Consider the following 18,378-nt stretch of genomic DNA (forward strand, 5'->3'; position numbering starts at 1 on the left):
GTCTCCGTTTGCCTATGCCATCAACGAGGCGCGACGCGCGGCGTTCCAGAGACGAAAGCAGCGGGCTGCGTACGTGCGTCTGGGCTGGGCGTTGGCGACAGGCTTACCGATAAGACCGGCGGCTAGCCCGCACCATTTCCTCAACCCAGCTGATCAGCAGAGTGGCGTAAAGCCGCTGATGGGCGGGATCGCGCATCGCGTGGGTCGCTTCGGCGATGATCCTGTGGCTGAACGAGTTCGCGTCCTTGAAGGCTGCCTGATATGAGGCGATGACTTCGGGCGGAATGCGATCGTCCTTGCCCGACTGCACTATGAGGACGTCGCCCTTGAACGCGGCGCAGGCCGAGAGCGCTTTGTCTTCCTGCGGCGTTCGCAGCTGTTGTCGATAGGCGCGCACCGCGTCCTTATCGAGCTTGGCCTTGGGGACCTCCCAGTGCTCGTCCGGATAGAGGGCCGGGACACGCAGCGCCAACCAGCGCACGTCACGGATGCTCGTCAGCAGAGCCGACAAATAGCCTCCGTAGCTCGTGCCGATCACGCCGATCGCACCGGGATCGATCAGCGGCTGGGACGCCAAATAGTCATAAGCCGCGGTCACGTCGTCCAACCCATTCTGCCGAGTGACCTCGTCTCGGCTCGCATCGCTTTCGGCATGGCCTCGAAGGTCGAAGGTGAAACAGACGCAGCCCAGTCGAGCGAGATCCTCTGCCAGGCCCAGGTCTTCTTCCTGATCGCCGCCCCAGCCGTGCACAAACAGAAATCCCGGCACAGGCGCTTCCGGAGTCAGAAGGGTACCGGTCAGCTTCTGTCCGTCGATAGTCAGTCGAACCCGGCCCTCGTCGATCTCTTCAGGCGCGATCACGCTGTCCTCGTGACGTATTTCGTCATCGGCCCGACCTTGGGGTCCTCACCCCGGAAATAGACGACATCCTCCGGTCCGACATCGGCGAGGCCGTACACCTCGACCGTGGCGGTTTCGACGGAAGTCAGCGCCGGCGACGCCGCGAAGGCCTCTAGGGCGGCGATTTCCGCGCCCGTCGCGCCGCCGACCCGCCACGACTGCTCCAGAACGCCTACTCGCCTTCGCCCTCGCGCATCCTTGCCGGCGAGGACATCGTAGTTCCGGCGGGTCAGAACCAAGTCCGGATAGGCGCGCTGGGCGGCGTCGTCGAACACGGCGGCGCAACGTACCGCTTCCACCGCCTCGGGGGTCAGTCCGAGGTGAGTCAATCGATCGAGATCGCCCCTGACGCACCTCAGTCGTGAACCGCCGTACACCTCGCGTCCCTTGTGATCCGTCGTTTCCCGCTGATCGCCGACATAGCTGATGCGTAGTCCGCCGACCGACAGGGTTCCAACGCTGTAGGTTTCCACGCCGAGCAGGTTTTCCTCAAGGACGACGCCGAAGGCGGCGATTTGCGCTTGGTCCTGATAGGCGATGACGGCGACGAGCGCCTCAGGCGTTTCGACGACCGTCTGGCCCAGCCCTGCCTTGGCCAGGACATCCTTTACGCGGACAGGCCCGGTTTCCAGGAGGCGTCGACCGGCTTCGATCGCGTCGGCAACGCAGAAGGCGGTGTAGCCGTCCAGAGCCGCATCGCCCAGACGGTCGGCCATGGTGTTGGACCAGCCGGGCGGGCAGGTCGCGGACCGATCGATCAGGCCGTGGGTGATCGCTTTGGTCGCGATGAAGCGGTGGGGCACGCGGCCGCCTAACAGATTGCCCGCGGTGAAGACCGTGCGCGAGGTCATGTCTTCACCGATCAGGGTGTCGCGAGGCACCAGCAAGACGTCGGGTCCGACGTCTTCCGCATCTTCAACGACATCAATGACCGGGAGGCGCAGAAGGCGCGCCAGGCGAGAAACCAGCATCTCTCTGGACGCCTGATCGTGCAGATTGCCCGGATTGTGCCCGTCCGGATCGAACAGCGCGATGCCGGCAAGGGCGGCCGCATTGGTAAACGAAGGCATCGGGGCGACGCCCAATGGATTGACGATGGTCATGGCGGTCAGCGCTCCCTGCCGAGGGTCAACCCCAAGACGGGTCAACGGTTCAGCAACCCGGTCCTTCTTTTTTGCGAGAGCTGAGACGTCGTCGTTGAGAGGACAGGCCGGCGCCGCGACGGGGGCAGAAATCGGGATTGGAAACGTCCTATCCCCGCGCGGCTTCGCCACTGTAGAGGTGCGTTTTCGCACACAGGAACGGTGACCCAAGGGGCGCCGTTGCCCCTCCATGAGCGACCTGACAGCCAACATTGTGGGTACAGCGGCGGCGGTCTGCTCGATCACGAGCTTTGCGCCCCAAGCCCTCAAAATCTGGAAAGAGCGCGACGCGTCTTCGGTCAGCCTCAAGACCTATTCGCTCACCGTCACCTGTTTCATCCTCTGGGTGGTCTATGGCGTCATGACCCGAGCCTGGCCGGTGGCTGTGTCGAACAGTTTTGCCCTGGTCATGGCGGCCTGCGTCCTGATCATGAAGTGGCGGTTTCGCGATGGCGATCCTGACGGGCATTAGGTTGCATCTACCGGCTACCGCGTATCCCTCGCCTTGCCCGTGCCTGTCAGACGTGGCCCGGTACAACCGGTATTGCTGGGGAGGGCCATGCAGACATGCTATTTGTCCGATCAACAAGCGGCAGCCAAGGCCGACGGTCAGCAATTCCGAGACAGCGCGGACCACTCGAGATTGACATTGACCCCGGTCGAAAGGTGTCAGCCGAAAAGCCCGTGGAGCCACCAGCTGAGATCGCCGGTCTGAGACTGTTCGCCATCGCCGCGTCGAAAGACCCAGAAGCGCGCGCCAGCTTCGTCCTCCAGCTGAAAATAGTCGCGCACCGCATCGCGTTCGCCGTCACGCCGCCACCATTCGCCGAAGATCCGCTCAGGACCGTCAGCGCGCCTGACGCGATGACGAACGCCGCGCCAGCTAAAGGCGACCGGCGGCTGATCGGGCATAAGCGCGACGGCCTCGATGGCTTCGGGTTGGGCGAGCAACCGGGAAGGGCGCGGCCAGCGTCGCGTCCAGGTTTCCGGCACCGGCGGCGCGGTCGGCGGCAGTTTGCGGATCGAGCGTTCCGGCACGTCGCTCTGCGCGGGGGCCAGTCGATACAGGTTCTGCGGGCCGAGACGATTGGCGAGCAGATCGACGAGATCGCCGATGTCCGGCGTCGCCGGGCCGCCCAGATCGCCGGAACTCGGCGACCAGTCCAGCGGTAGGACGACCGGTGCGGCCAGAACCATGGCCTCCACGCCGAGACCAGGATCGACGGTTTCGATCTTGTCGCACAGCAGGCGTGTGAGCCGCGCGACATCGCGCACGGGGCGCGCCAGGCCGACGCGGACGGCCTCGGTCCGGTTGTCGATCCGTTCAAACCGCAGGTCGAGCCGCGACGCGCCAAGCCCCTGAGCCTCGAGCGCCTCGCTCAGGGCTTCGACCAGTTTCAGCGTGTAGCGTGTCAGGGTCTCGGGCGCGCCGATCGGCTCGGCGAAGACCCGCCGGACCTGGATCAGTTCCGGAGCGTCGATCGGGGTGATCGGCTCCTGGGCGCGACCGTAGGCCTGATCCAGTCGGCGGATCAGTTCCGGCCCGAAGCGCAGGGCCAGAGGCGCGCGGGGCTTGGCCTCCAGTTCGCCTATGGCGTCGATCCCCAGACGTCCCAAGCCATCGACCATGTCGGCGGGCAGGCGCAAGGCGCGCAAGGGCAGGCGACGGATGGCAGGCCCCCCGCGCGCGACGACAATGGTTGGTTCGGCGAGGTTGCGGGCCAAGGCATGGGCGGCGCCCCACGTGTCGGCGAGGGCGGCGTGGGCGCCCAGGCCGACAGCGGCGGTCTGGGCGATCAGATCCTCGAGCAGGCCCTCATCGCCGCCATAGCGGTGACCGGCCCCGGTGACGTCGAGCACCAGGCCGTCCGGCGGGTCGGCGGCCACGATCGGCGCATAGCGGCGCAGCGCCCAGAGGGCGAGTTGGTCCAGGGCGGCCGCGTCGCCTGCCGGATCGAAGGGATGGACGACAAGATCGGTGACCAGGGCCCGGGCTTGGGTCGCGGCCATGCCGGGATGCAGGCGATGGGCGCGGGCGGCGGGGTCGGCGGCCAACACCACGCGTCTGCGGCCTTGGCGCCCGACCAGGACCAAGGGCGTCTCAGGCGACGGCGCGTCGGGTCCAAGCCAGCGTCGCAGCCGATCGGTCGGCCAGGTGGGGAGGTAGAGCGAGACGACCCGTCTCATCGCAGGCTTCCAGTTCGAAATCCGCGCAGGCTCCGGCGCGGCAGCGGATCAGTTCGACGAACCAGCGCGGGCGGCCGACGCCGGGCACGGGCAGGGGGGCGGAGGGCAGGGCGGTGACCCGCCAGCGGGTGGCGGCGGCGGTCGGCTGGCCGAAGTCCGCCGCATCGGCCTGACGACGCCATCGTCGCACGGCCAGACCAAGAGAGCCGGTGTCCTCGGCGACCAACTGCAGCCGCCGGGACGCCGTCATGGACAGGCGGGCCACTTCGCCGACGACCGCGCCGAAGCCGCCGTGACGCAGGCCGTCCTCGAAGGCGGCCAGCAATCCGGCCTCGTCCTCGGCCTCCACATAGATGACTCGGTTCGAAGACAGCCCCGCCTGCTCCAGCGCCGGCGCGAACAGGTCCGGGCGGGTCACACACCAGAGCACCGGCCCCTGGGTGCGCGCTGCCACACCGGCCGCAAACAAGGCGGCAACGGCCCCGTCGATGGCCCCGTCGCCGCCGCCAGCCACCTCATGCAGCGCGCCGAGCGCCAAGCCGCCGGCGGGCAGCCGGCGATCGAGCGCGGCCAGTCCAAACGGCAGCACGCCGCCAGGCGGACGTCGACCCGCCTCGATACGGGCGATCTCCGCGCGGAGCGCCTGGAAGGATGGGGAGGCGGCGGACATGTTCTCCTGAAACCGGATGCGAGCTGAACGTTCCTTATTTGTTCTTATTCGAGCGTGTGAGAGTCAAGGCGGATCGCAACGGCGTTGTGGATCGCCCTGTGGGCGGCGCCATCCCGGGCGCGGCGCGTTAGCCCCACGATGACGCAGCCCCTCCGATACCCCACCACCCCCGACGGCCGCTATTTCGTGGTTCGAGGCCGGCTGTGGCGGTGCTCCAATCCTGCTCTGTCGGCGGAGGCGAGGGACGAACTGGTGCATGATCTGATGTCGGCGCGCCGGGCGGTGCGGACGGCCTTGGCGGCTGAGGATACGGACGCTTTGGCCGCAGCGCGGCGCAGCGTCGACAAGGCCAAGGTGGGGTTGGGTGAGCGGGGCCCTGTGTGGTGGACCGACGGCTCGCCGGATCTCAATCGACACATGGCGCGAAACACTACCTATGCAGACTGGTTCGCCAGTCTGGGCGAGACGGCCGAATGACCACAGCACTCGACCGTTTCGTCCTAGCTCAAGACCCCGTGATCGAAACGGCGATGGCCGAGCTCGCGGCGGGTCGCAAGACAAGCCACTGGATGTGGTTTGTCTTCCCCCAGGCCCGGTCGCTGGGACAGTCTTCGACAGCCGCCTTCTATGGCATGGGATCGCTCGCGGAGGCGCAGGCCTATCTGCTGCATCCCGTTCTAGGGGCGCGTCTCATCCGCGCAGCCCAAACCGCGACCACGGCGCCGGCGGCGTCGGTGCTTCAGCTGTTCGGATCGCCCGACGATCTCAAATTCCGATCATCGATGACGCTATTCGCCGCCGTGGCGGCCGATCCGAGCGTGTTCGACGCGGCGCTCGCACGCTGGGGCCTTTCGCCTGATCCGTTGACCGCAGAACTTGTGTTGACCGCCAGGACGGGACCGGATCGTCTTTAAACAACTATCAGAGGCTTTACGTGGCCTAGGCGTCGATAACTGACAAAGCGCCGTCGGGCAGCGGGCGCTGCAGCGCCTTGGCCGTCTCCCACGGCGCCGTCATCCAGGCCTCGATCTCGTCGGACTGCGTCAGGATCATCGCCTCACCGCCTGTAACCCAATCGGATGGGTCCTTCTCCGTGTTGCCGTTGGGATGGGGCTCGAGTTTGGGGTTGTGACTGTCCGTCATCATCATCTCCTGTGTTCCCGTAATGTTCTGGGTTTGCGGTGGTTCCTTGAGCAGGCGCGTCGAAAGTCTGATCGAGCCATCAAGCCGAGCGCCGCAGCGGCTGACGATCTCAGGGGGGGGGGACTCTCATCGTCACCCAATCGACACAGCCGGCGATTGGCAGGCCGGGTGTCGAAAGCCGGTTCTGCGACTGGGCGACCGACCAGTTAGACCTTCGACATGGACCTGCTCGCCGAGCGAGCGCTGGCGCAAATAAGGGAGATCTCGGACGGCCAGCTCTATCCGGGCGGCTGACACGCTAGTATCCGGGCCTGTGGCCATGTTGCGGCGTATCGCTCGGCGTCGTTCCTACTCGAACATGTCTGCTGATCATCCACGAGGGCAAGGCGGCCGCGAGCTGCGCGCGCATAAAGCCCGCGCGGCGCAGGCCTCGTTGACGCCGACGGACGGTTGACCGGAGGCTGCGTCGAGGCCCCGTGACCGTGCTCCGTTTCGACAGACGCCTAGACCGGAATGATCACCTAGCTGGCCGAGCGAGGGGACTGTTGGTGCTGCACCACCCGCCAGACGTCGTGCTCCAGACGGCGATAGGTCGTCGTGCAGACCGCGGCGTAGCGGTCTTGGGCGTTCGAGACCGAAACACCATAGGCGATGACGATCCATCCCTCCTGAGGACGTGAGACCTGTTGGTCCTCGAAGGCGACCTCCGTCCATTGCGGCGTCCGACTGACGGCGGCGACTGCGGCCTCGCCCGAGAAGACGTATGGCGCGTCCGGAAGAACCATCAGCGCTTCGGGTGCGATGATCTCGCGATAATGGTCAGGGCTCGCGGTCCACAAACCCTGTTCCGACCCCCATAGGCGTGCATCATCCATGACCGTTCTCCGTGGATGCCATGGGCTGTTGCGCTGCAGCGTGACCGGGTGTGACCGGGGCGAACTCGGCGGCCTGGCTCTTCGGGGGAGCGGCGTCGAGGGTGAGGGCGTCGGACACCGCCTCGTCCTCAAGCTGCGCGACGCTGAGGATGACCTCGTTCTCGCGCATCAGCGGCCGGGCGGCGTCCGCCGCCTGTACGTCGGTGGGGGACGGGACGGTTACGGTGCGTTCGACGCCTGAGGGGGCGCCCAGTTTTACGGCATAGGTCTTGAGGGTCATCGCGGCTCCTTTCCAGAACAACCGCACGGGCCCGCCGGCCGTTCCCGCCAAAAACGTGGTCATCGCCCGGTCGGCCTTCGACGTCGGCCGGTGTCGAGTGTGAAGCGCTCGCCAGCCTCCCACGGGGCGGTTCACGAGCGGCGAAGCGGCAGCCCCTCGCACTGGAGGGCAACTGATGACAGTCGGGTCGTCAGCCGCAGCCGCGCTTTCGCCTGAACCGGGGCGAACGGTTTTTGTCGAGCTTGGCTTTCGAACGCACAGCAGCCGCTTCGACCGGTTCGACGCCGGCGGATCACCGTCTCCGCCGCAGCCGCGATGCAGGAATCTTGGCTTTGGTCGCCGCCCTTTCGCCGGAGGTCATCGGAGTCGCCGGCGTCATACACGCCCCGAAGGGGCAGCACCGGTCCCGTCGTCGCGCCGGAACCGTGAGGTCACCCCGACGCTCTCATTTGGAAGCAAGAACCCGATGAAAACAGGAGAGGGTCATGGCAGGCGGTTGGACGCGGGATGGCGCCGTTCTCGATCAGATCGAGGACACGGTGCTCGACGGCGTTCTGAACGCCAGGGCCCGTTTGCCGAATGGCGAGGGAACCCCGGATTGCGTCGAATGCGGGGACGAGATCCCTGCGGCCCGGCGTACCGCCATGCCCGGGGCGACCACTTGTGTGCACTGTCAGTCGGGTCGCGACAGTCGCATCGCCCACTCAACGATCAATCGTCGGGGGAGCAAGGACAGCCAATTGAGATAGACCGCACACCCGTCTTGGAGCGACACGACCGGCGGCCTGTCTCCGATACCGATCGGCCGGACCCGTGTCGGGTTTGAGCGGCGCCGCCTGTGACACAACACGGCTCCCGGTCGTGCCCAGGTGTTGACAGGGCGTCAGCCGATCAACGGATTTGCAAATCCGCCTTCAAGTTGACGGTTGAAGACGCTGTTGCGGCTCGTGCTGCGGGAGTGACGCGTGGCGGTTGACCCGCTCGGGATGATTGACCTCATGATGATATTGAGCGGCGCCCGAGGCTGGCGTCTGTTCGCCCGCAGGATCGGAAATTCGGGCCCAACCGGCTTGAATCTGCTCCGCGGCGTCATTCGCCGCACCGACGTAGATGCCGCGGGTCATCGTGATATTGGCCTGTTCGAAGGCGCCGGCGCCGGCAAGGAGGATGGTTCGCGTCGGGGCGTCCTCGGCGGCCAGGGCGACGACTCCCGGACTGACAAGATCCGACGATAAGCCCTTGAGATCCTCGGGCGAATATAGGTCCTGCGTCATCTGGGTCGCGGCGCTGGGCGCCAGACAGTTGACGCGGATGCCGTGACGTTCGCCTTCCAGGGCCAGGGTCTGCATCAGGCCGACCAGCGCCATCTTGGCGGCGCCGTAGTTGGACTGGCCGAAGTTCCCGTAAAGGCCGGAATAGGAGGTCGTGAAGATCACGCGACCGTAGTTCCGCTCGCGCATGGCGGACCATACAGCCTTGGTGACATTGACCGATCCCATCAGGTGGACGTCGATGACGGCGGCGAAGTCGTTCAGGTCCATCTTGGCGAAGGTCTTGTCGCGCAGGATGCCGGCATTGTTGACCAGGATGTCGACGGCGCCCCAACGGTCCAGGACGTCGGCCGCCATGGTGTCGACGGCCGCTCGGTCCGTAACGCTGCAGACATGGGCGATCGCCTCGCCGCCGGCGGCCGCGATCTCGTTCACCACGGCTTCGGCGCCTTGAGCCGACATGTCGTTGACGACAACCCGGGCGCCGTAGCGGGCGAGGGTGAGGGCGTGACTGCGACCCAGGCCGCCGCCGGCTCCGGTGACGATGGCGACGCGGCCGGTGAGAGCGATGGTCATGATGTCCTCCAAGGATGTTCGCCGGACGATCGCCTGCGTTGCGCCCATCTGACCCGACACTGGTCGAACGGTCAATATTCACCCGCCGACTAGTGAAGTTGACAGGGCGCGGAATCGGTGGGAACGTCCGGGCATGGCGACGAAGAGCGCCGAGGAAACATTGAGGAAGGGAACGACCATGGGCCGCAAGCTCTGGATAACGACGTCCGCCGTCGTGCTGTTGTGGGCCGGCGTCGCCCAGGCCCAGCAGGCTGACGACGCCGAGACCAAGGCCCAGGCCGATCAGGCGGAGGTCCTTGGCGATGTGGTCGTCACCGCCGAACGGCGCACCAGCAATCTTCAGACGACCGCCGTCGCCGCGACCGTCCTCAGCGGGGAAGACCTGACCAACAAGGCCGTGACCTCGCTCGACCAGCTGCAGTTCGCCGCGCCGTCGACGACGATCCAGAACTTCGGCCAAGGCAACTTCTTCAACGTGCGCGGCATCGGCAAGTCGGAGGCGACGACGGCGGTGGGCGTGGGCGTCATCACCTATCGCGACGGCGTGGCCGCCTTCCCCGCCTATTTCCAGACCGAACCCTATTATGACATCGGCAGCCTGGAGCTATTGCGCGGGCCGCAGGGCACTTTTGCCGGCGCGAACGCCACCGGCGGGGCGGTGTTCATCACCGCCCGCAACCCCGACTTCTCGGGCATCAACGGCTATGTCTTCGGCCAGGTCGGCAACTACAGCGACGTCAAGCTGCAAGGGGCGATCAACCTGCCGCTGACGCAGACCCTGGCCGCGCGGCTGGCGTTCAATCACGAGACCCGAGACAGCTTCTACACCATCACCGGGCCCTACCGCGGCCGTCCCGGGGTCGTGGACTCCAACAGCGTTCGCGCCAGCCTGCTGTGGCAGCCGACCGACGCGCTGAAGGTGCTGTGGAAGACGGATTACAACAACATCGACCTGGGCGGCTATCCGGCCGATCCCGCGCTGGCGACCAACGACCCGTTCAAGATCACCTCGAACGGACCCAACGAGGCGCATGACGAGTTCGTCCGCTCCTCGGTCAACGTCAGCTATGTGTTCGACAGCGGCATGACCCTGAAATCGATCACCGGCTATCAGGCCGGCCGGTCGCGTTTCGCCACAGATCTGGACGGCACCGCCGCCCTGAGCAACACCTTCGCCGATCAGCTGGACGAAGAGGTCTGGTCGCAGGAGTTCAACCTGATCTCGCCGGACCAACAACGGGTGAAGTGGCTGCTGGGTCTCTACTATCAATACGATATGGCGCGTTTCCCCGCCAAGGCCTTCCCGACTGCCGAATACCGGATCGGCTTCCCGGAGAACGTCCTCGACATCTACCTGTGGGGCGATACGCCCAAGGAGACGGCGGCCGTCTTCGGCCAGGTCAGCTACGACATTTCGGACCGGCTTCAGCTGCAGCTGGGCGCGCGCTACGCCCATTCGGTCTCGACCAATGACGACGTCTATACGACCTATCCGCAGTTCGGGATCGTCCTTTTCCAGGACGACGAGGTCAAGGATGACAAGGTGACCGGCAAGGTCACGCTGAACTGGAAGGTGGACGAATCGAACTTCGTCTACGGCTTCGTGGCGACCGGTCATAAGGGCGGCGGGTTGAATGCGCCCAATCTCTATCGCCCGGCCCTGACATTCGGCCCCGAAGATCTCGTAGATTACGAACTGGGCTGGAAATCGACCCTGCTGGGCGGACGTCTGCGCAGTCAGGTCGGGGCCTATTACACCGTCTATCAGGACTTCCAGGTCAATATCGGCGACCCTCAGTTCCCGCAGGTGAGCCGCATCCAGAACATCCAGGGCGACACCACGCTCATGGGTTTGGAGGCCTCGCTTCAGGGACGGTTTGGACCCCTGTCCTTCGATGTCGCGGGCTCCCTGTCCAGCTCCGAGATGGGCGACTTCTTCGGCGCGGACCCGCGGCTGGGACGGACGGGCGTCTGCAATCCGTCGACGGGTCCGGCGAGCGCCAACTGCGTCAACATCTCGGGCAACACCAAGAGCTACGCCCCCGAGGCCACCTTCAACGCCGGGATCGAATACGCCTTCCCTCTCGGCACGAACATGACGCTGACGCCGCGGGTGGACTACGCCCATATCGGCGAGAGCTGGACGACAATCTTCAACAACGCCGCCCTGGGCGATCGTCTGGGCGCGCGCGACATCGTCAACGCTTCCCTCCGCCTGAACACCGGGCCCTGGACCTGGGCGGCCTATGCGCTGAATGCGACGGACGAGACCTATATCGCCGCGATCAACTCGGGCCTGCGCTACGCCGGACCGCCGCGCCAGTACGGGCTGAACCTGACCCGCACCTTCTGACCTCAAGGCGGGGCGGCTTGCGCTGCCCCGCCGCCCTATCGCCCGCCCGGACCTCCTATCGAATGTCGCTTGCCTCCGCCCCGCTCATGCAGGACTACGCCCTGACCGTGGATCGTTTCCTCGATCACGGCGCGAAATGGCACGGTCATCGCGCGGTAATCACGGGCGGCGGGGAGAGAGACAAATCCATCGGCTACGGCGATCTGCGCGACCGGGCCAACCGGTTGTCGGGCGCCTTGATCGATCTGGGTCTGCGGCCCGGCGACCGGATCGCGACCCTGGCCTGGAACACCCAGCACCATCTCGAAGTCTGGTACGGCGCCATGGGCGTGGGCCTGGTCTGCCACACGCTGAATCCCCGCCTGACCGTAGCGCACCTGTCCGCCATGATCCTCCAGGCGGACGACCGGGTGCTGGCGGTCGGCGCCGGCCTGTCGGCTCTGGCGCGAGAGCTCGCCGCGGCCTGTCCCTGCCTCGAACGTCTGATCCTGCTGGACAGCGATGCGGCGGACGGCGACCTCGGTCTGCCGGCGCACGCGTTCGAACCCCTGCTGACGGCGCACGGCCGTCCCGCCGTCTGGGGCGACGTGGACGAGCGCAGCCTGGCCGGCCTATGCTTCACGTCCGGAACGACGGGCGCCCCGAAGGGCGTCGGCTATACGCATCGGTCGAACTATCTGCACACGATCCGCGCGCTGCAGGCCGACGCCATGGCCCTGACCGCCGAGGACCGCGTGCTGGTGGCCGTGCCCATGTTCCACGCCAACGCCTGGGGCCTGCCCTTCGCCGCGCCAGCGGTAGGCGCGGGCCTGATCCTGCCGGGCCGGTCGACGGACGGCGCCTCCCTGGCGCGGTTGATTCAGCAACATCAGGCGACGGTCGCCGTCGGCGTCCCCACCGTCTGGCTGGGACTGCTGGATCATCTCGACGCGGTCGGCGGCGAGACGCCCAGCCTGAAGCGGATCATCATCGGCGGCTCTAGCTGTCCCGACGCCTTGATCCGGCGGATGCAGGACCGGCTGGGCGTCGTCGTGCAGTCTAGCTGGGGCATGACCGAGCTGTCGCCCCTCGGCGCCATTTCGCCGCCAACCGGTGAGCGCGGCGGCCCGCACGGTTCAGGTCGGCCCGTCATGGGGCTGGATGTCCTCCTGACCGATGAGAGCGGCGCGCCGCTTGCCCCACAGCGCAATGTCGTCGGCCGGTTGAAGGTGCGCGGCCACAGCGTGACCCGGGCTTATTTCGGAGCCTCGGAGGACGCGGTGGATACCGACGGCTGGTTCGAGACCGGCGATCTGGCCAGCCTGGATGACCGCGGCAATCTGACGCTCGCGGGTCGCTCCAAGGACCTGATCAAGTCCGGCGGCGAGTGGATCAATCCCGTCGAGATCGAGGACATCGTCGGCGCCTTGCCCGCCGTTGGTCTGGTCGCCGTCATCGGGCAGGTCGACGGCAAATGGGGCGAGCGGCCCCTGATGGTGGTCGAGCCCGCCCAGGGCGAGGCGATCGACGACGTCGCGCTCAAGGCCAGCCTGAAGGGGCGGGTCGCGGACTGGTGGATACCGGACCGGATCGTGCGGGTCGAAACCATGCCCCTGGCCGCGACCGGAAAGATCAACAAGACGCAGCTTCGCGCCCTCTACGGAGGCGCTTAGGATGACCGCTGTTTCCGTCAGGGAGTCGGCGCGTCGCTCACCGACCGCGCCGAACCATATCGAGGTTCCGGTCATGTCAAAGTCGCCCCGAAAGCCGCGCAGCAAGGCCGAGCAGCGCGCCGAAACCCTGGAACAGCTGTTGGACGCCGCCGAGGCCCTCTTCTCCCAGCACGGCTTTTCGGCCGTCACCATCAAGGACATCGCCGAAAAGGTCGGAGTCCATAAATCCCTGGTCCACTACTATTTCACCGACAAGCAGGAGGTGTTCGACAAGGTGATGGCCCGCAGGGCGCCGGTCACCAGCGGACGACGGATGGAGGCGCTGGACGCCTATGAGCGGGCCGTCGACGGCAAGCCGACGGTCGAGGGCGCGCTGCGGGCCTTCCTCGACACCGACTTGGACACCTATTCGACCGGCGGGGCGGGGTGGCGGAACTTCGGCGCGCTCAGCGCCCAGATCAACAACACCCCGGCCTGGGGCGCCGAGATCATGGATCGGCTCTATGATCCGGTCGTGCTTCGGTTGATCGACCTGCTGAAGAAGGCCATGCCCGACAGCGCCGAGGAGGACATCTTCTGGGGCTATCACTTCGTCTCCGGCGCCCTGACCCTGACCCTGGCCCGGACCGGACGGATCGACCGGCTGTCCGACGGCCTGTGCCGCTCTGACGACTTCGAGGCCGTGAAGGCGCGGATGGCCGAGTTCATGGCCCACGGCTTCATCGGCATCTGCCGCAGCCGCGCGGAAGCGCGGGCAGGGCCGTCCCATGGCTGACCCCGCTGACCTGCCCGTCGCCCCCAGTCCCGAGGCGGTCGGTTTCGATTCCGGTCGCTTGGCGCGGCTCGACGCCTATATGGCCGAGATGGTCCAGACGGGCCAGGTCGCCGGGACCTCGACGCTGCTGATGCGGCATGGTCAGGTCGTCGCCTTCACCACCCAGGGCAAGGCCGACCTGGCCTCCGACGCCCCGCTCGGGCGCGACGCCCTGTTTCGCATCTATTCCATGACCAAGCCGATCACCGGCGTCGCCCTTATGATCCTGTTCGAGGAAGGGCGATGGAGCATGGATGATCCGATCACGCGCTTCCTGCCGGAACTGCAGGGCCTGAAGGTCTTCGCCGGGCTGGATGCGGACGGAAACCTGCTGACGACAGACGCCGTTCGGTCGCCCACGATGCGCGAACTGCTCAGCCACACGGCGGGGTTCGGCTATGGTCTCTTCGACGTCCATCCTGTCGAGCGCGCCTATCGCGACGCGGGCGTGCTTCAGGCGGACAGTCTGGACGATCTGGCGTCTCGGATCGCGACCCTGCCGCTGCACTTCCAGCCCGGCGGCGAATGGTTCTATTCCGTCGCCACCGATCTGCAGGGGCTGATCGTCGAGCGGATTTCCGGTCAGAGCTTCGGCGACTTCCTACAGACCCGGATCTTCGACCCCTTGGGGATGGTCGATACGGGCTTCCAGACCCGTTCCGACAACGTCGATCGCCTGGCCGCCATCTATTGCGACGACGGCGCCGGCGGGCTGAAGCCGGCGACCGAGGCGTTCGACATGCCGATCAACGACTTCACCCGCCCTCCGCGGTTCGACAGCGGCGGGGGCGGTCTGGTCTCGACGGCGACGGACTATGCGCGGTTCTGCCAGATGATCCTCAACCGCGGCGCGCTGAACGGGGTGCGGATCCTGTCTCCCGTGGCCGTCGCGCTGATGGGAACCAATGTCGTTCCGGACGCCGTGCTGGCGGTGGCCAATCCAATGCGCCTTCTGCCCTTCAATCCGGCCTTCGGCTTCGGCCTGGATTTCGCGGTCGCCCTGGATCCGCGCCGGCTCGGCATGGTCGAGGGACGGGGCACGCTGAGCTGGGGCGGCGGGGGCGGGACCTGGTTCTGGATCGACCCGGAAAACGAAATCGTCTTCGTCGGCCTGATTCAGCGCATGGCGGACCCGGTCAGTAGCGCCTTCCGAAATCGCGCCCGGACCTTCGTCTACCAGGCGCTGACCCAACCCGAAAAATAGACGGGCCGCCAGGTCCGCATCACGAGGAAACGACCATGAGCCAGTCTGAAGCCAGCGTTCCCGATGCGGCGGGCGGGGCGCCGCCGGGGCAGGGCGTCGGGACGCGCGCCTGGATCGCGCTGGGGTCGTTGTGGTTCATCTATGTGCTGAACTTCCTGGACCGGCAGCTGCTGTCGATCCTGGCCAAGCCGATCCAGGACAGTCTGAAGATTACGGACAGTCAGCTGGGCCTGCTCGGCGGCCTGTATTTCGCGATGTTCTACTGCTTCATCGCCATCCCTGTCGGTTGGCTGGCGGATCGGACGAACCGGGTGCGCGTCCTGGCGATCGCCTGCGGTATCTGGAGCGCGGCGACCATCGCCTGCGGCCTGTCTCGAAACTATACACAGCTGGCTGTCGCGCGCATGACGGTCGGGTTTGGCGAGGCCGGGGGCGTGCCGCCGTCCTACGCCATCATCGCCGACTATTTCCCGCCGCATCGGCGCGGCATGGCTCTGGGCCTCTATAATCTCGGCCCGCCGATCGGGGCCGCCCTGGGCATCGCCTTCGGGGCCTCGATCGCGGCGGCCTTCAGCTGGCGCGACGCCTTCCTGGTGGTCGGGGCGGTCGGCATCGTGGCGGCCATTGCGGTGGTCTTCGTGGTGCGCGAGCCGCGTCGGGGCGGCCTGGACGGTCTCGCCGTGGGGACCGTGCAGCCCAAGGCCGGTTTCGGCGAGACCCTGAAGATGTTCTTCACCAGCCCCGTCCTGCTGCTGGCGTCCTTCGGCAGCGGCGCGACCCAATTCATCACCTATGGATTGGGCAATTTCGCCACCCTGTTCCTGATGCGCGAGAAGGGGATGGCCCTCGCCGACGTGGCCGTCTGGTACGCTCTGGTCGTCGGCGTCGGCATGAGCGCGGGCATTTTTTGTTCGGGCTGGGCGATTGACCGGTTCACGCGCCGATCCAAGCGCGCCTATGGCCTGGTGCCGGCGATCTCGCTGATCCTCGCCATTCCCTTCTATTGCGCCTTTGTCTGGGCGCCGTCCTGGCCCCTGGCGCTCGTCTTCCTGACCGCTCCAACCTTCCTCAACTATTTCTACCTGTCCTCATCCGTCGCCCTCGTCCAGGCGGAGGTGCGTCCGAATCAGCGGGTGATGTCGGGGGCCCTGCTGTTGCTGGTGATGAACTTCATCGGTCTGGGGTTGGGACCGACCTATGTCGGCGCCGCCAGCGACGTTTTCCGGGCGAGCCATCCCGATCATTCGCTGCAGATGGCCCTGTACACCCTGGTGCCCTTCTACGTCCTCGCCATCGGCCTCTTCTTCTGGCTGGCGCGGGTCCTCGGCCGCCGCGCGAAAACGGAGATCGTCCAATGATGCGTCTGAACAGACTGCCTTTGCGAGGCGCGGTTTTCGCCCTCGCGGCTTGCCTGGCTGCTCTTGTCGCGGGAGCCGTCCAGCCGGCGGTCGCCGCGGCGGCCGGTCGGGAAGGCGAACGGGTCATCCTCCAAACGCTCGCTGGCGGTCTGTCCGGCGTGACGCTCGACGGCGTTCGCGCCTTCAAGGGGGTACCCTACGCGGCGCCGCCAGTGGGGCCGGGCCGCTGGCGGCCGCCGGCGCCGGCGCCGCAGTGGACCGGTCTTCGCGACGCCCGCGCCTTCGGCCCCGCCTGCGTCCAGCCGACGCCGCGCGTGCAGACCATTTATTCCGCGGACCTTGGACGCACCAGCGAGGACTGCCTGACGCTGAACATCTGGACGCCTGCTCACGCGGAGACGGCGCCGGTCATCGTCTGGATCCACGGCGGGGCCCTGGTTGCGGGATCCAGCCGCGAGACCCTCTATGACGGTTCGCGTCTCGCCGCCGAAGGCGTGGTGGTGGTGTCGATCAACTATCGGCTCGGCGTGCTCGGCTATCTCGCCCACCCCGCGCTCAGCGCGGAATCTCCGGACGGCGTGTCCGGCAACTACGGCCTGATGGATCAGATCCAGGCCCTCAAATGGGTCCAGCGCAATATCGTGGCCTTCGGCGGCGATCCGCAGAATGTCACAATCGCCGGCGAATCCGCCGGCGGGCTCAGCGTAATGTATCTGATGGCGTCGCCTCCGGCGCGCGGGCTGTTCGCCAAGGCGATCGCCCAGAGCGCCTATATGATCTCCACGCCCGAGCTCAAGACGGGGCGCTACGGCATGTCTTCGGCGGAAGACGCCGGCTCGCGGCTGGCGCGGACCCTTCAGGCGCCGAGCCCCCGCGCCCTGCGATCGCTTGACGCCCAGACTCTGACGGATGCGGCGGCGCTCGCCGGCTTCTCGCCCTTTGGCGCGGTGGACGGAAAGCTGCTGCCCGGCCAGCTGGTGGACGTCTTCGATCATGGCAACCAGGCGGCGGTCCCAATCCTGGCCGGCTTTAACAGCGGTGAAGTGCGCTCGTTGAAGATGCTGGTTCCGCCGACGCCGTCCTCGCCAGCGGACTACGAGCGCACGATCCGGGAGCGGTATGGCGACCTGGCCGACGCCTTCCTCGCCCTCTATCCGTCATCGGATATGGGGGAGAGCATTCTGGCGACCACGCGCGACGCGCTCTACGGCTGGACGTCGGAGCGGCTGGTCCGGTCGCAGACCGGGCTTGGGCGCCCGTCTTTCCTCTACTTTTTCGATCACGGCTATCCCGCCGCCGATGCGGCCGGCCTGCATGGTTTTCACGCCAGTGAGCTGCCTTACATGTTCGGCATGCTAACGCGCACGCCGCCGCTGTGGCCAAAGGTCCCGGACACGGCGCAGGAACGGGCCTTGTCCGACGCCATGGTCGCCTACTGGACGGCCTTCGCCCGGGACGGCGCGCCGGGACAGGTCGCCGGAATCTCGTGGCCGGCCTATGGCGAGGCGCGACGGTTCATGAGCTTCGATACGACCCCGCATCCAGCCGAGCGGCTGCTGCCTGGCATGTTCGAACTGCACGAGCGGACCATGTGCCGGCGCCGCGCCAGCGGCGCCCAGCCCTGGAACTGGAACGTCGGATTGGCGTCGCCGGCGTTGGCTGCAGGCGCTGGCGCGACAGCGGGAGATTGCGGCTAGCCCAGGGTCGTTAGCCGGACTGCCCGCACGGGCGATAGAGCCGCTTCTGACTCGAAGAAGACATTGGAAAGGTCCGCTTCTTGGGCGTCAAAACCTTAAGGACGCCTGTTAACGACGGTGGTGACGCCTGCTTTGTGCTGAGAAAAACTGATCTCCTCGTTGCGATCACCATGCCGGCCGATTGAAGTCACAAGCGTCGACCAACTTTCGACTCTCAATCAATCGACGGTCGCAGCCTGGCAAGAACGATTGCGT

At 66.5% G+C, this 18,378-nt stretch carries 18 protein-coding genes; 10 read left to right on the forward strand and 8 right to left on the reverse strand.

The window, feature by feature from the left end; translation table 11 throughout:
* Window positions 1-103 precede the first annotated feature (103 nt).
* Together AC3WRC_RS10520 and AC3WRC_RS10525 are read right to left on the reverse strand one after the other, a co-directional pair.
* Window positions 104-862, reverse strand: a complete 759-nt coding sequence (locus AC3WRC_RS10520; RefSeq protein ID WP_492303819.1) for an alpha/beta hydrolase family protein — start codon at window positions 860-862, stop codon at window positions 104-106.
* On the reverse strand, window positions 859-2,004 hold the full coding sequence (locus AC3WRC_RS10525) for a DUF3182 family protein (RefSeq protein ID WP_492303820.1): 1,146 nt from the start codon (window positions 2,002-2,004) through the stop codon (window positions 859-861). Before AC3WRC_RS10525 ends, AC3WRC_RS10520 begins: the two co-directional genes overlap by 4 nt.
* 229 nt (window positions 2,005-2,233) lie before the next feature.
* Here AC3WRC_RS10525 and AC3WRC_RS10530 point away from each other — a divergent pair, with 229 nt between their 5' ends.
* Window positions 2,234-2,515 carry a SemiSWEET family sugar transporter gene (locus tag AC3WRC_RS10530; protein ID WP_039248702.1) on the forward strand — a complete coding sequence of 94 codons (282 nt, stop codon included), beginning with the start codon at window positions 2,234-2,236 and terminating at the stop codon, window positions 2,513-2,515.
* A gap of 197 nt (window positions 2,516-2,712) precedes the next feature.
* Here AC3WRC_RS10530 and AC3WRC_RS10535 read toward each other — a convergent pair whose 3' ends face one another.
* Together AC3WRC_RS10535 and AC3WRC_RS10540 are read right to left on the reverse strand one after the other, a co-directional pair.
* Window positions 2,713-4,230 (reverse strand): Y-family DNA polymerase, encoded by a 1,518-nt coding sequence (locus AC3WRC_RS10535; protein ID WP_492303821.1) that lies wholly within the window; start codon window positions 4,228-4,230, stop codon window positions 2,713-2,715.
* The gene (locus tag AC3WRC_RS10540) at window positions 4,145-4,900 is read right to left on the reverse strand and encodes an ImuA family protein (RefSeq protein ID WP_492303822.1); all 756 of its coding nucleotides are present in this window, start codon (window positions 4,898-4,900) and stop codon (window positions 4,145-4,147) included. Before AC3WRC_RS10540 ends, AC3WRC_RS10535 begins: the two co-directional genes overlap by 86 nt.
* A gap of 138 nt (window positions 4,901-5,038) precedes the next feature.
* Between AC3WRC_RS10540 and AC3WRC_RS10545 the strand changes: the two genes are divergently transcribed.
* The gene (locus AC3WRC_RS10545) at window positions 5,039-5,377 is read left to right on the forward strand and encodes a hypothetical protein (RefSeq protein ID WP_039247186.1); all 339 of its coding nucleotides are present in this window, start codon (window positions 5,039-5,041) and stop codon (window positions 5,375-5,377) included.
* Complete coding sequence (locus tag AC3WRC_RS10550) at window positions 5,374-5,814, forward strand: DUF1810 domain-containing protein (protein WP_492303823.1); 441 nt, start codon at window positions 5,374-5,376, stop codon at window positions 5,812-5,814. Before AC3WRC_RS10545 ends, AC3WRC_RS10550 begins: the two co-directional genes overlap by 4 nt.
* A gap of 25 nt (window positions 5,815-5,839) precedes the next feature.
* On the opposite strand, the gene AC3WRC_RS10555 is transcribed toward AC3WRC_RS10550, so the two are convergent.
* The 3 genes from AC3WRC_RS10555 to AC3WRC_RS10565 all read right to left on the reverse strand — a co-directional run bounded on the left by AC3WRC_RS10555 (window position 5,840) and on the right by AC3WRC_RS10565 (window position 7,198).
* The gene (locus AC3WRC_RS10555; RefSeq protein WP_492303824.1) at window positions 5,840-6,043 is read right to left on the reverse strand and encodes a hypothetical protein; all 204 of its coding nucleotides are present in this window, start codon (window positions 6,041-6,043) and stop codon (window positions 5,840-5,842) included.
* A gap of 521 nt (window positions 6,044-6,564) precedes the next feature.
* Complete coding sequence (locus AC3WRC_RS10560; RefSeq protein ID WP_091752155.1) at window positions 6,565-6,918, reverse strand: nuclear transport factor 2 family protein; 354 nt, start codon at window positions 6,916-6,918, stop codon at window positions 6,565-6,567.
* On the reverse strand, window positions 6,911-7,198 hold the full coding sequence (locus tag AC3WRC_RS10565) for a hypothetical protein (RefSeq protein ID WP_174086738.1): 288 nt from the start codon (window positions 7,196-7,198) through the stop codon (window positions 6,911-6,913). The genes AC3WRC_RS10560 and AC3WRC_RS10565 overlap by 8 nt, the downstream gene beginning before the upstream one ends.
* A 485-nt stretch (window positions 7,199-7,683) precedes the next feature.
* On the opposite strand from AC3WRC_RS10565, the gene AC3WRC_RS10570 reads away from it, so the two are divergent.
* A complete protein-coding gene (locus tag AC3WRC_RS10570; protein WP_316407874.1) occupies window positions 7,684-7,947 on the forward strand; it encodes a DksA/TraR family C4-type zinc finger protein in 264 nt (87 codons plus the stop codon).
* Between the two features lie 165 nt (window positions 7,948-8,112).
* Here the strand turns inward: AC3WRC_RS10570 and AC3WRC_RS10575 are convergent, their stop codons facing one another.
* The gene (locus tag AC3WRC_RS10575; RefSeq protein ID WP_492303825.1) at window positions 8,113-9,045 is read right to left on the reverse strand and encodes an SDR family NAD(P)-dependent oxidoreductase; all 933 of its coding nucleotides are present in this window, start codon (window positions 9,043-9,045) and stop codon (window positions 8,113-8,115) included.
* A 178-nt stretch (window positions 9,046-9,223) separates the two neighbouring features.
* Between AC3WRC_RS10575 and AC3WRC_RS10580 the strand changes: the two genes are divergently transcribed.
* The 6 genes from AC3WRC_RS10580 (at window position 9,224) to AC3WRC_RS10605 (ending at window position 18,123) form a co-directional block, all read left to right on the forward strand.
* Window positions 9,224-11,398 (forward strand): TonB-dependent receptor, encoded by a 2,175-nt coding sequence (locus tag AC3WRC_RS10580; protein WP_492303826.1) that lies wholly within the window; start codon window positions 9,224-9,226, stop codon window positions 11,396-11,398.
* Between the two features lie 62 nt (window positions 11,399-11,460).
* Window positions 11,461-13,050: an AMP-binding protein gene (locus tag AC3WRC_RS10585; RefSeq protein ID WP_254607462.1), complete on the forward strand. Its 1,590-nt coding sequence runs from the start codon at window positions 11,461-11,463 to the stop codon at window positions 13,048-13,050.
* Window positions 13,051-13,123: 73 nt separating this feature from the next.
* Entirely contained in the window at window positions 13,124-13,825 is a 702-nt protein-coding gene (locus tag AC3WRC_RS10590) for a TetR/AcrR family transcriptional regulator (protein ID WP_091752268.1), read from the forward strand.
* A complete protein-coding gene (locus AC3WRC_RS10595; protein WP_174086741.1) occupies window positions 13,818-15,068 on the forward strand; it encodes a serine hydrolase domain-containing protein in 1,251 nt (416 codons plus the stop codon). Before AC3WRC_RS10590 ends, AC3WRC_RS10595 begins: the two co-directional genes overlap by 8 nt.
* 35 nt (window positions 15,069-15,103) lie before the next feature.
* Complete coding sequence (locus AC3WRC_RS10600; protein ID WP_091752141.1) at window positions 15,104-16,426, forward strand: spinster family MFS transporter; 1,323 nt, start codon at window positions 15,104-15,106, stop codon at window positions 16,424-16,426.
* On the forward strand, window positions 16,423-18,123 hold the full coding sequence (locus AC3WRC_RS10605; RefSeq protein WP_368034656.1) for a carboxylesterase/lipase family protein: 1,701 nt from the start codon (window positions 16,423-16,425) through the stop codon (window positions 18,121-18,123). The genes AC3WRC_RS10600 and AC3WRC_RS10605 overlap by 4 nt, the downstream gene beginning before the upstream one ends.
* Window positions 18,124-18,378 lie beyond the last annotated feature (255 nt).

This window comes from Brevundimonas sp. EU05-FHT14B07 (genome assembly GCF_058790795.1).

Bases quoted from the DNA above. Each gene is read 5' to 3' on its own strand.
- AC3WRC_RS10550 (WP_492303823.1), top strand. From the start codon at position 5,374: ATGACCACAGCACTCGACCGTTTCGTCCTAGCTCAAGACCCCGTGATC.
- AC3WRC_RS10605 (WP_368034656.1), top strand. From the start codon at position 16,423: ATGATGCGTCTGAACAGACTGCCTTTGCGAGGCGCGGTTTTCGCCCTC.
- AC3WRC_RS10585 (WP_254607462.1), top strand. From the start codon at position 11,461: ATGTCGCTTGCCTCCGCCCCGCTCATGCAGGACTACGCCCTGACCGTG.
- AC3WRC_RS10540 (WP_492303822.1), bottom strand. From the start codon at position 4,900: ATGTCCGCCGCCTCCCCATCCTTCCAGGCGCTCCGCGCGGAGATCGCC.
- AC3WRC_RS10525 (WP_492303820.1), bottom strand. From the start codon at position 2,004: ATGACCATCGTCAATCCATTGGGCGTCGCCCCGATGCCTTCGTTTACC.
- AC3WRC_RS10575 (WP_492303825.1), bottom strand. From the start codon at position 9,045: ATGACCATCGCTCTCACCGGCCGCGTCGCCATCGTCACCGGAGCCGGC.
- AC3WRC_RS10560 (WP_091752155.1), bottom strand. From the start codon at position 6,918: ATGGATGATGCACGCCTATGGGGGTCGGAACAGGGTTTGTGGACCGCG.
- AC3WRC_RS10600 (WP_091752141.1), top strand. From the start codon at position 15,104: ATGAGCCAGTCTGAAGCCAGCGTTCCCGATGCGGCGGGCGGGGCGCCG.
- AC3WRC_RS10595 (WP_174086741.1), top strand. From the start codon at position 13,818: ATGGCTGACCCCGCTGACCTGCCCGTCGCCCCCAGTCCCGAGGCGGTC.
- AC3WRC_RS10545 (WP_039247186.1), top strand. From the start codon at position 5,039: ATGACGCAGCCCCTCCGATACCCCACCACCCCCGACGGCCGCTATTTC.
- AC3WRC_RS10590 (WP_091752268.1), top strand. From the start codon at position 13,124: ATGTCAAAGTCGCCCCGAAAGCCGCGCAGCAAGGCCGAGCAGCGCGCC.
- AC3WRC_RS10580 (WP_492303826.1), top strand. From the start codon at position 9,224: ATGGGCCGCAAGCTCTGGATAACGACGTCCGCCGTCGTGCTGTTGTGG.
- AC3WRC_RS10530 (WP_039248702.1), top strand. From the start codon at position 2,234: ATGAGCGACCTGACAGCCAACATTGTGGGTACAGCGGCGGCGGTCTGC.
- AC3WRC_RS10535 (WP_492303821.1), bottom strand. From the start codon at position 4,230: ATGAGACGGGTCGTCTCGCTCTACCTCCCCACCTGGCCGACCGATCGG.
- AC3WRC_RS10570 (WP_316407874.1), top strand. From the start codon at position 7,684: ATGGCAGGCGGTTGGACGCGGGATGGCGCCGTTCTCGATCAGATCGAG.
- AC3WRC_RS10555 (WP_492303824.1), bottom strand. From the start codon at position 6,043: ATGACGGACAGTCACAACCCCAAACTCGAGCCCCATCCCAACGGCAAC.
- AC3WRC_RS10565 (WP_174086738.1), bottom strand. From the start codon at position 7,198: ATGACCCTCAAGACCTATGCCGTAAAACTGGGCGCCCCCTCAGGCGTC.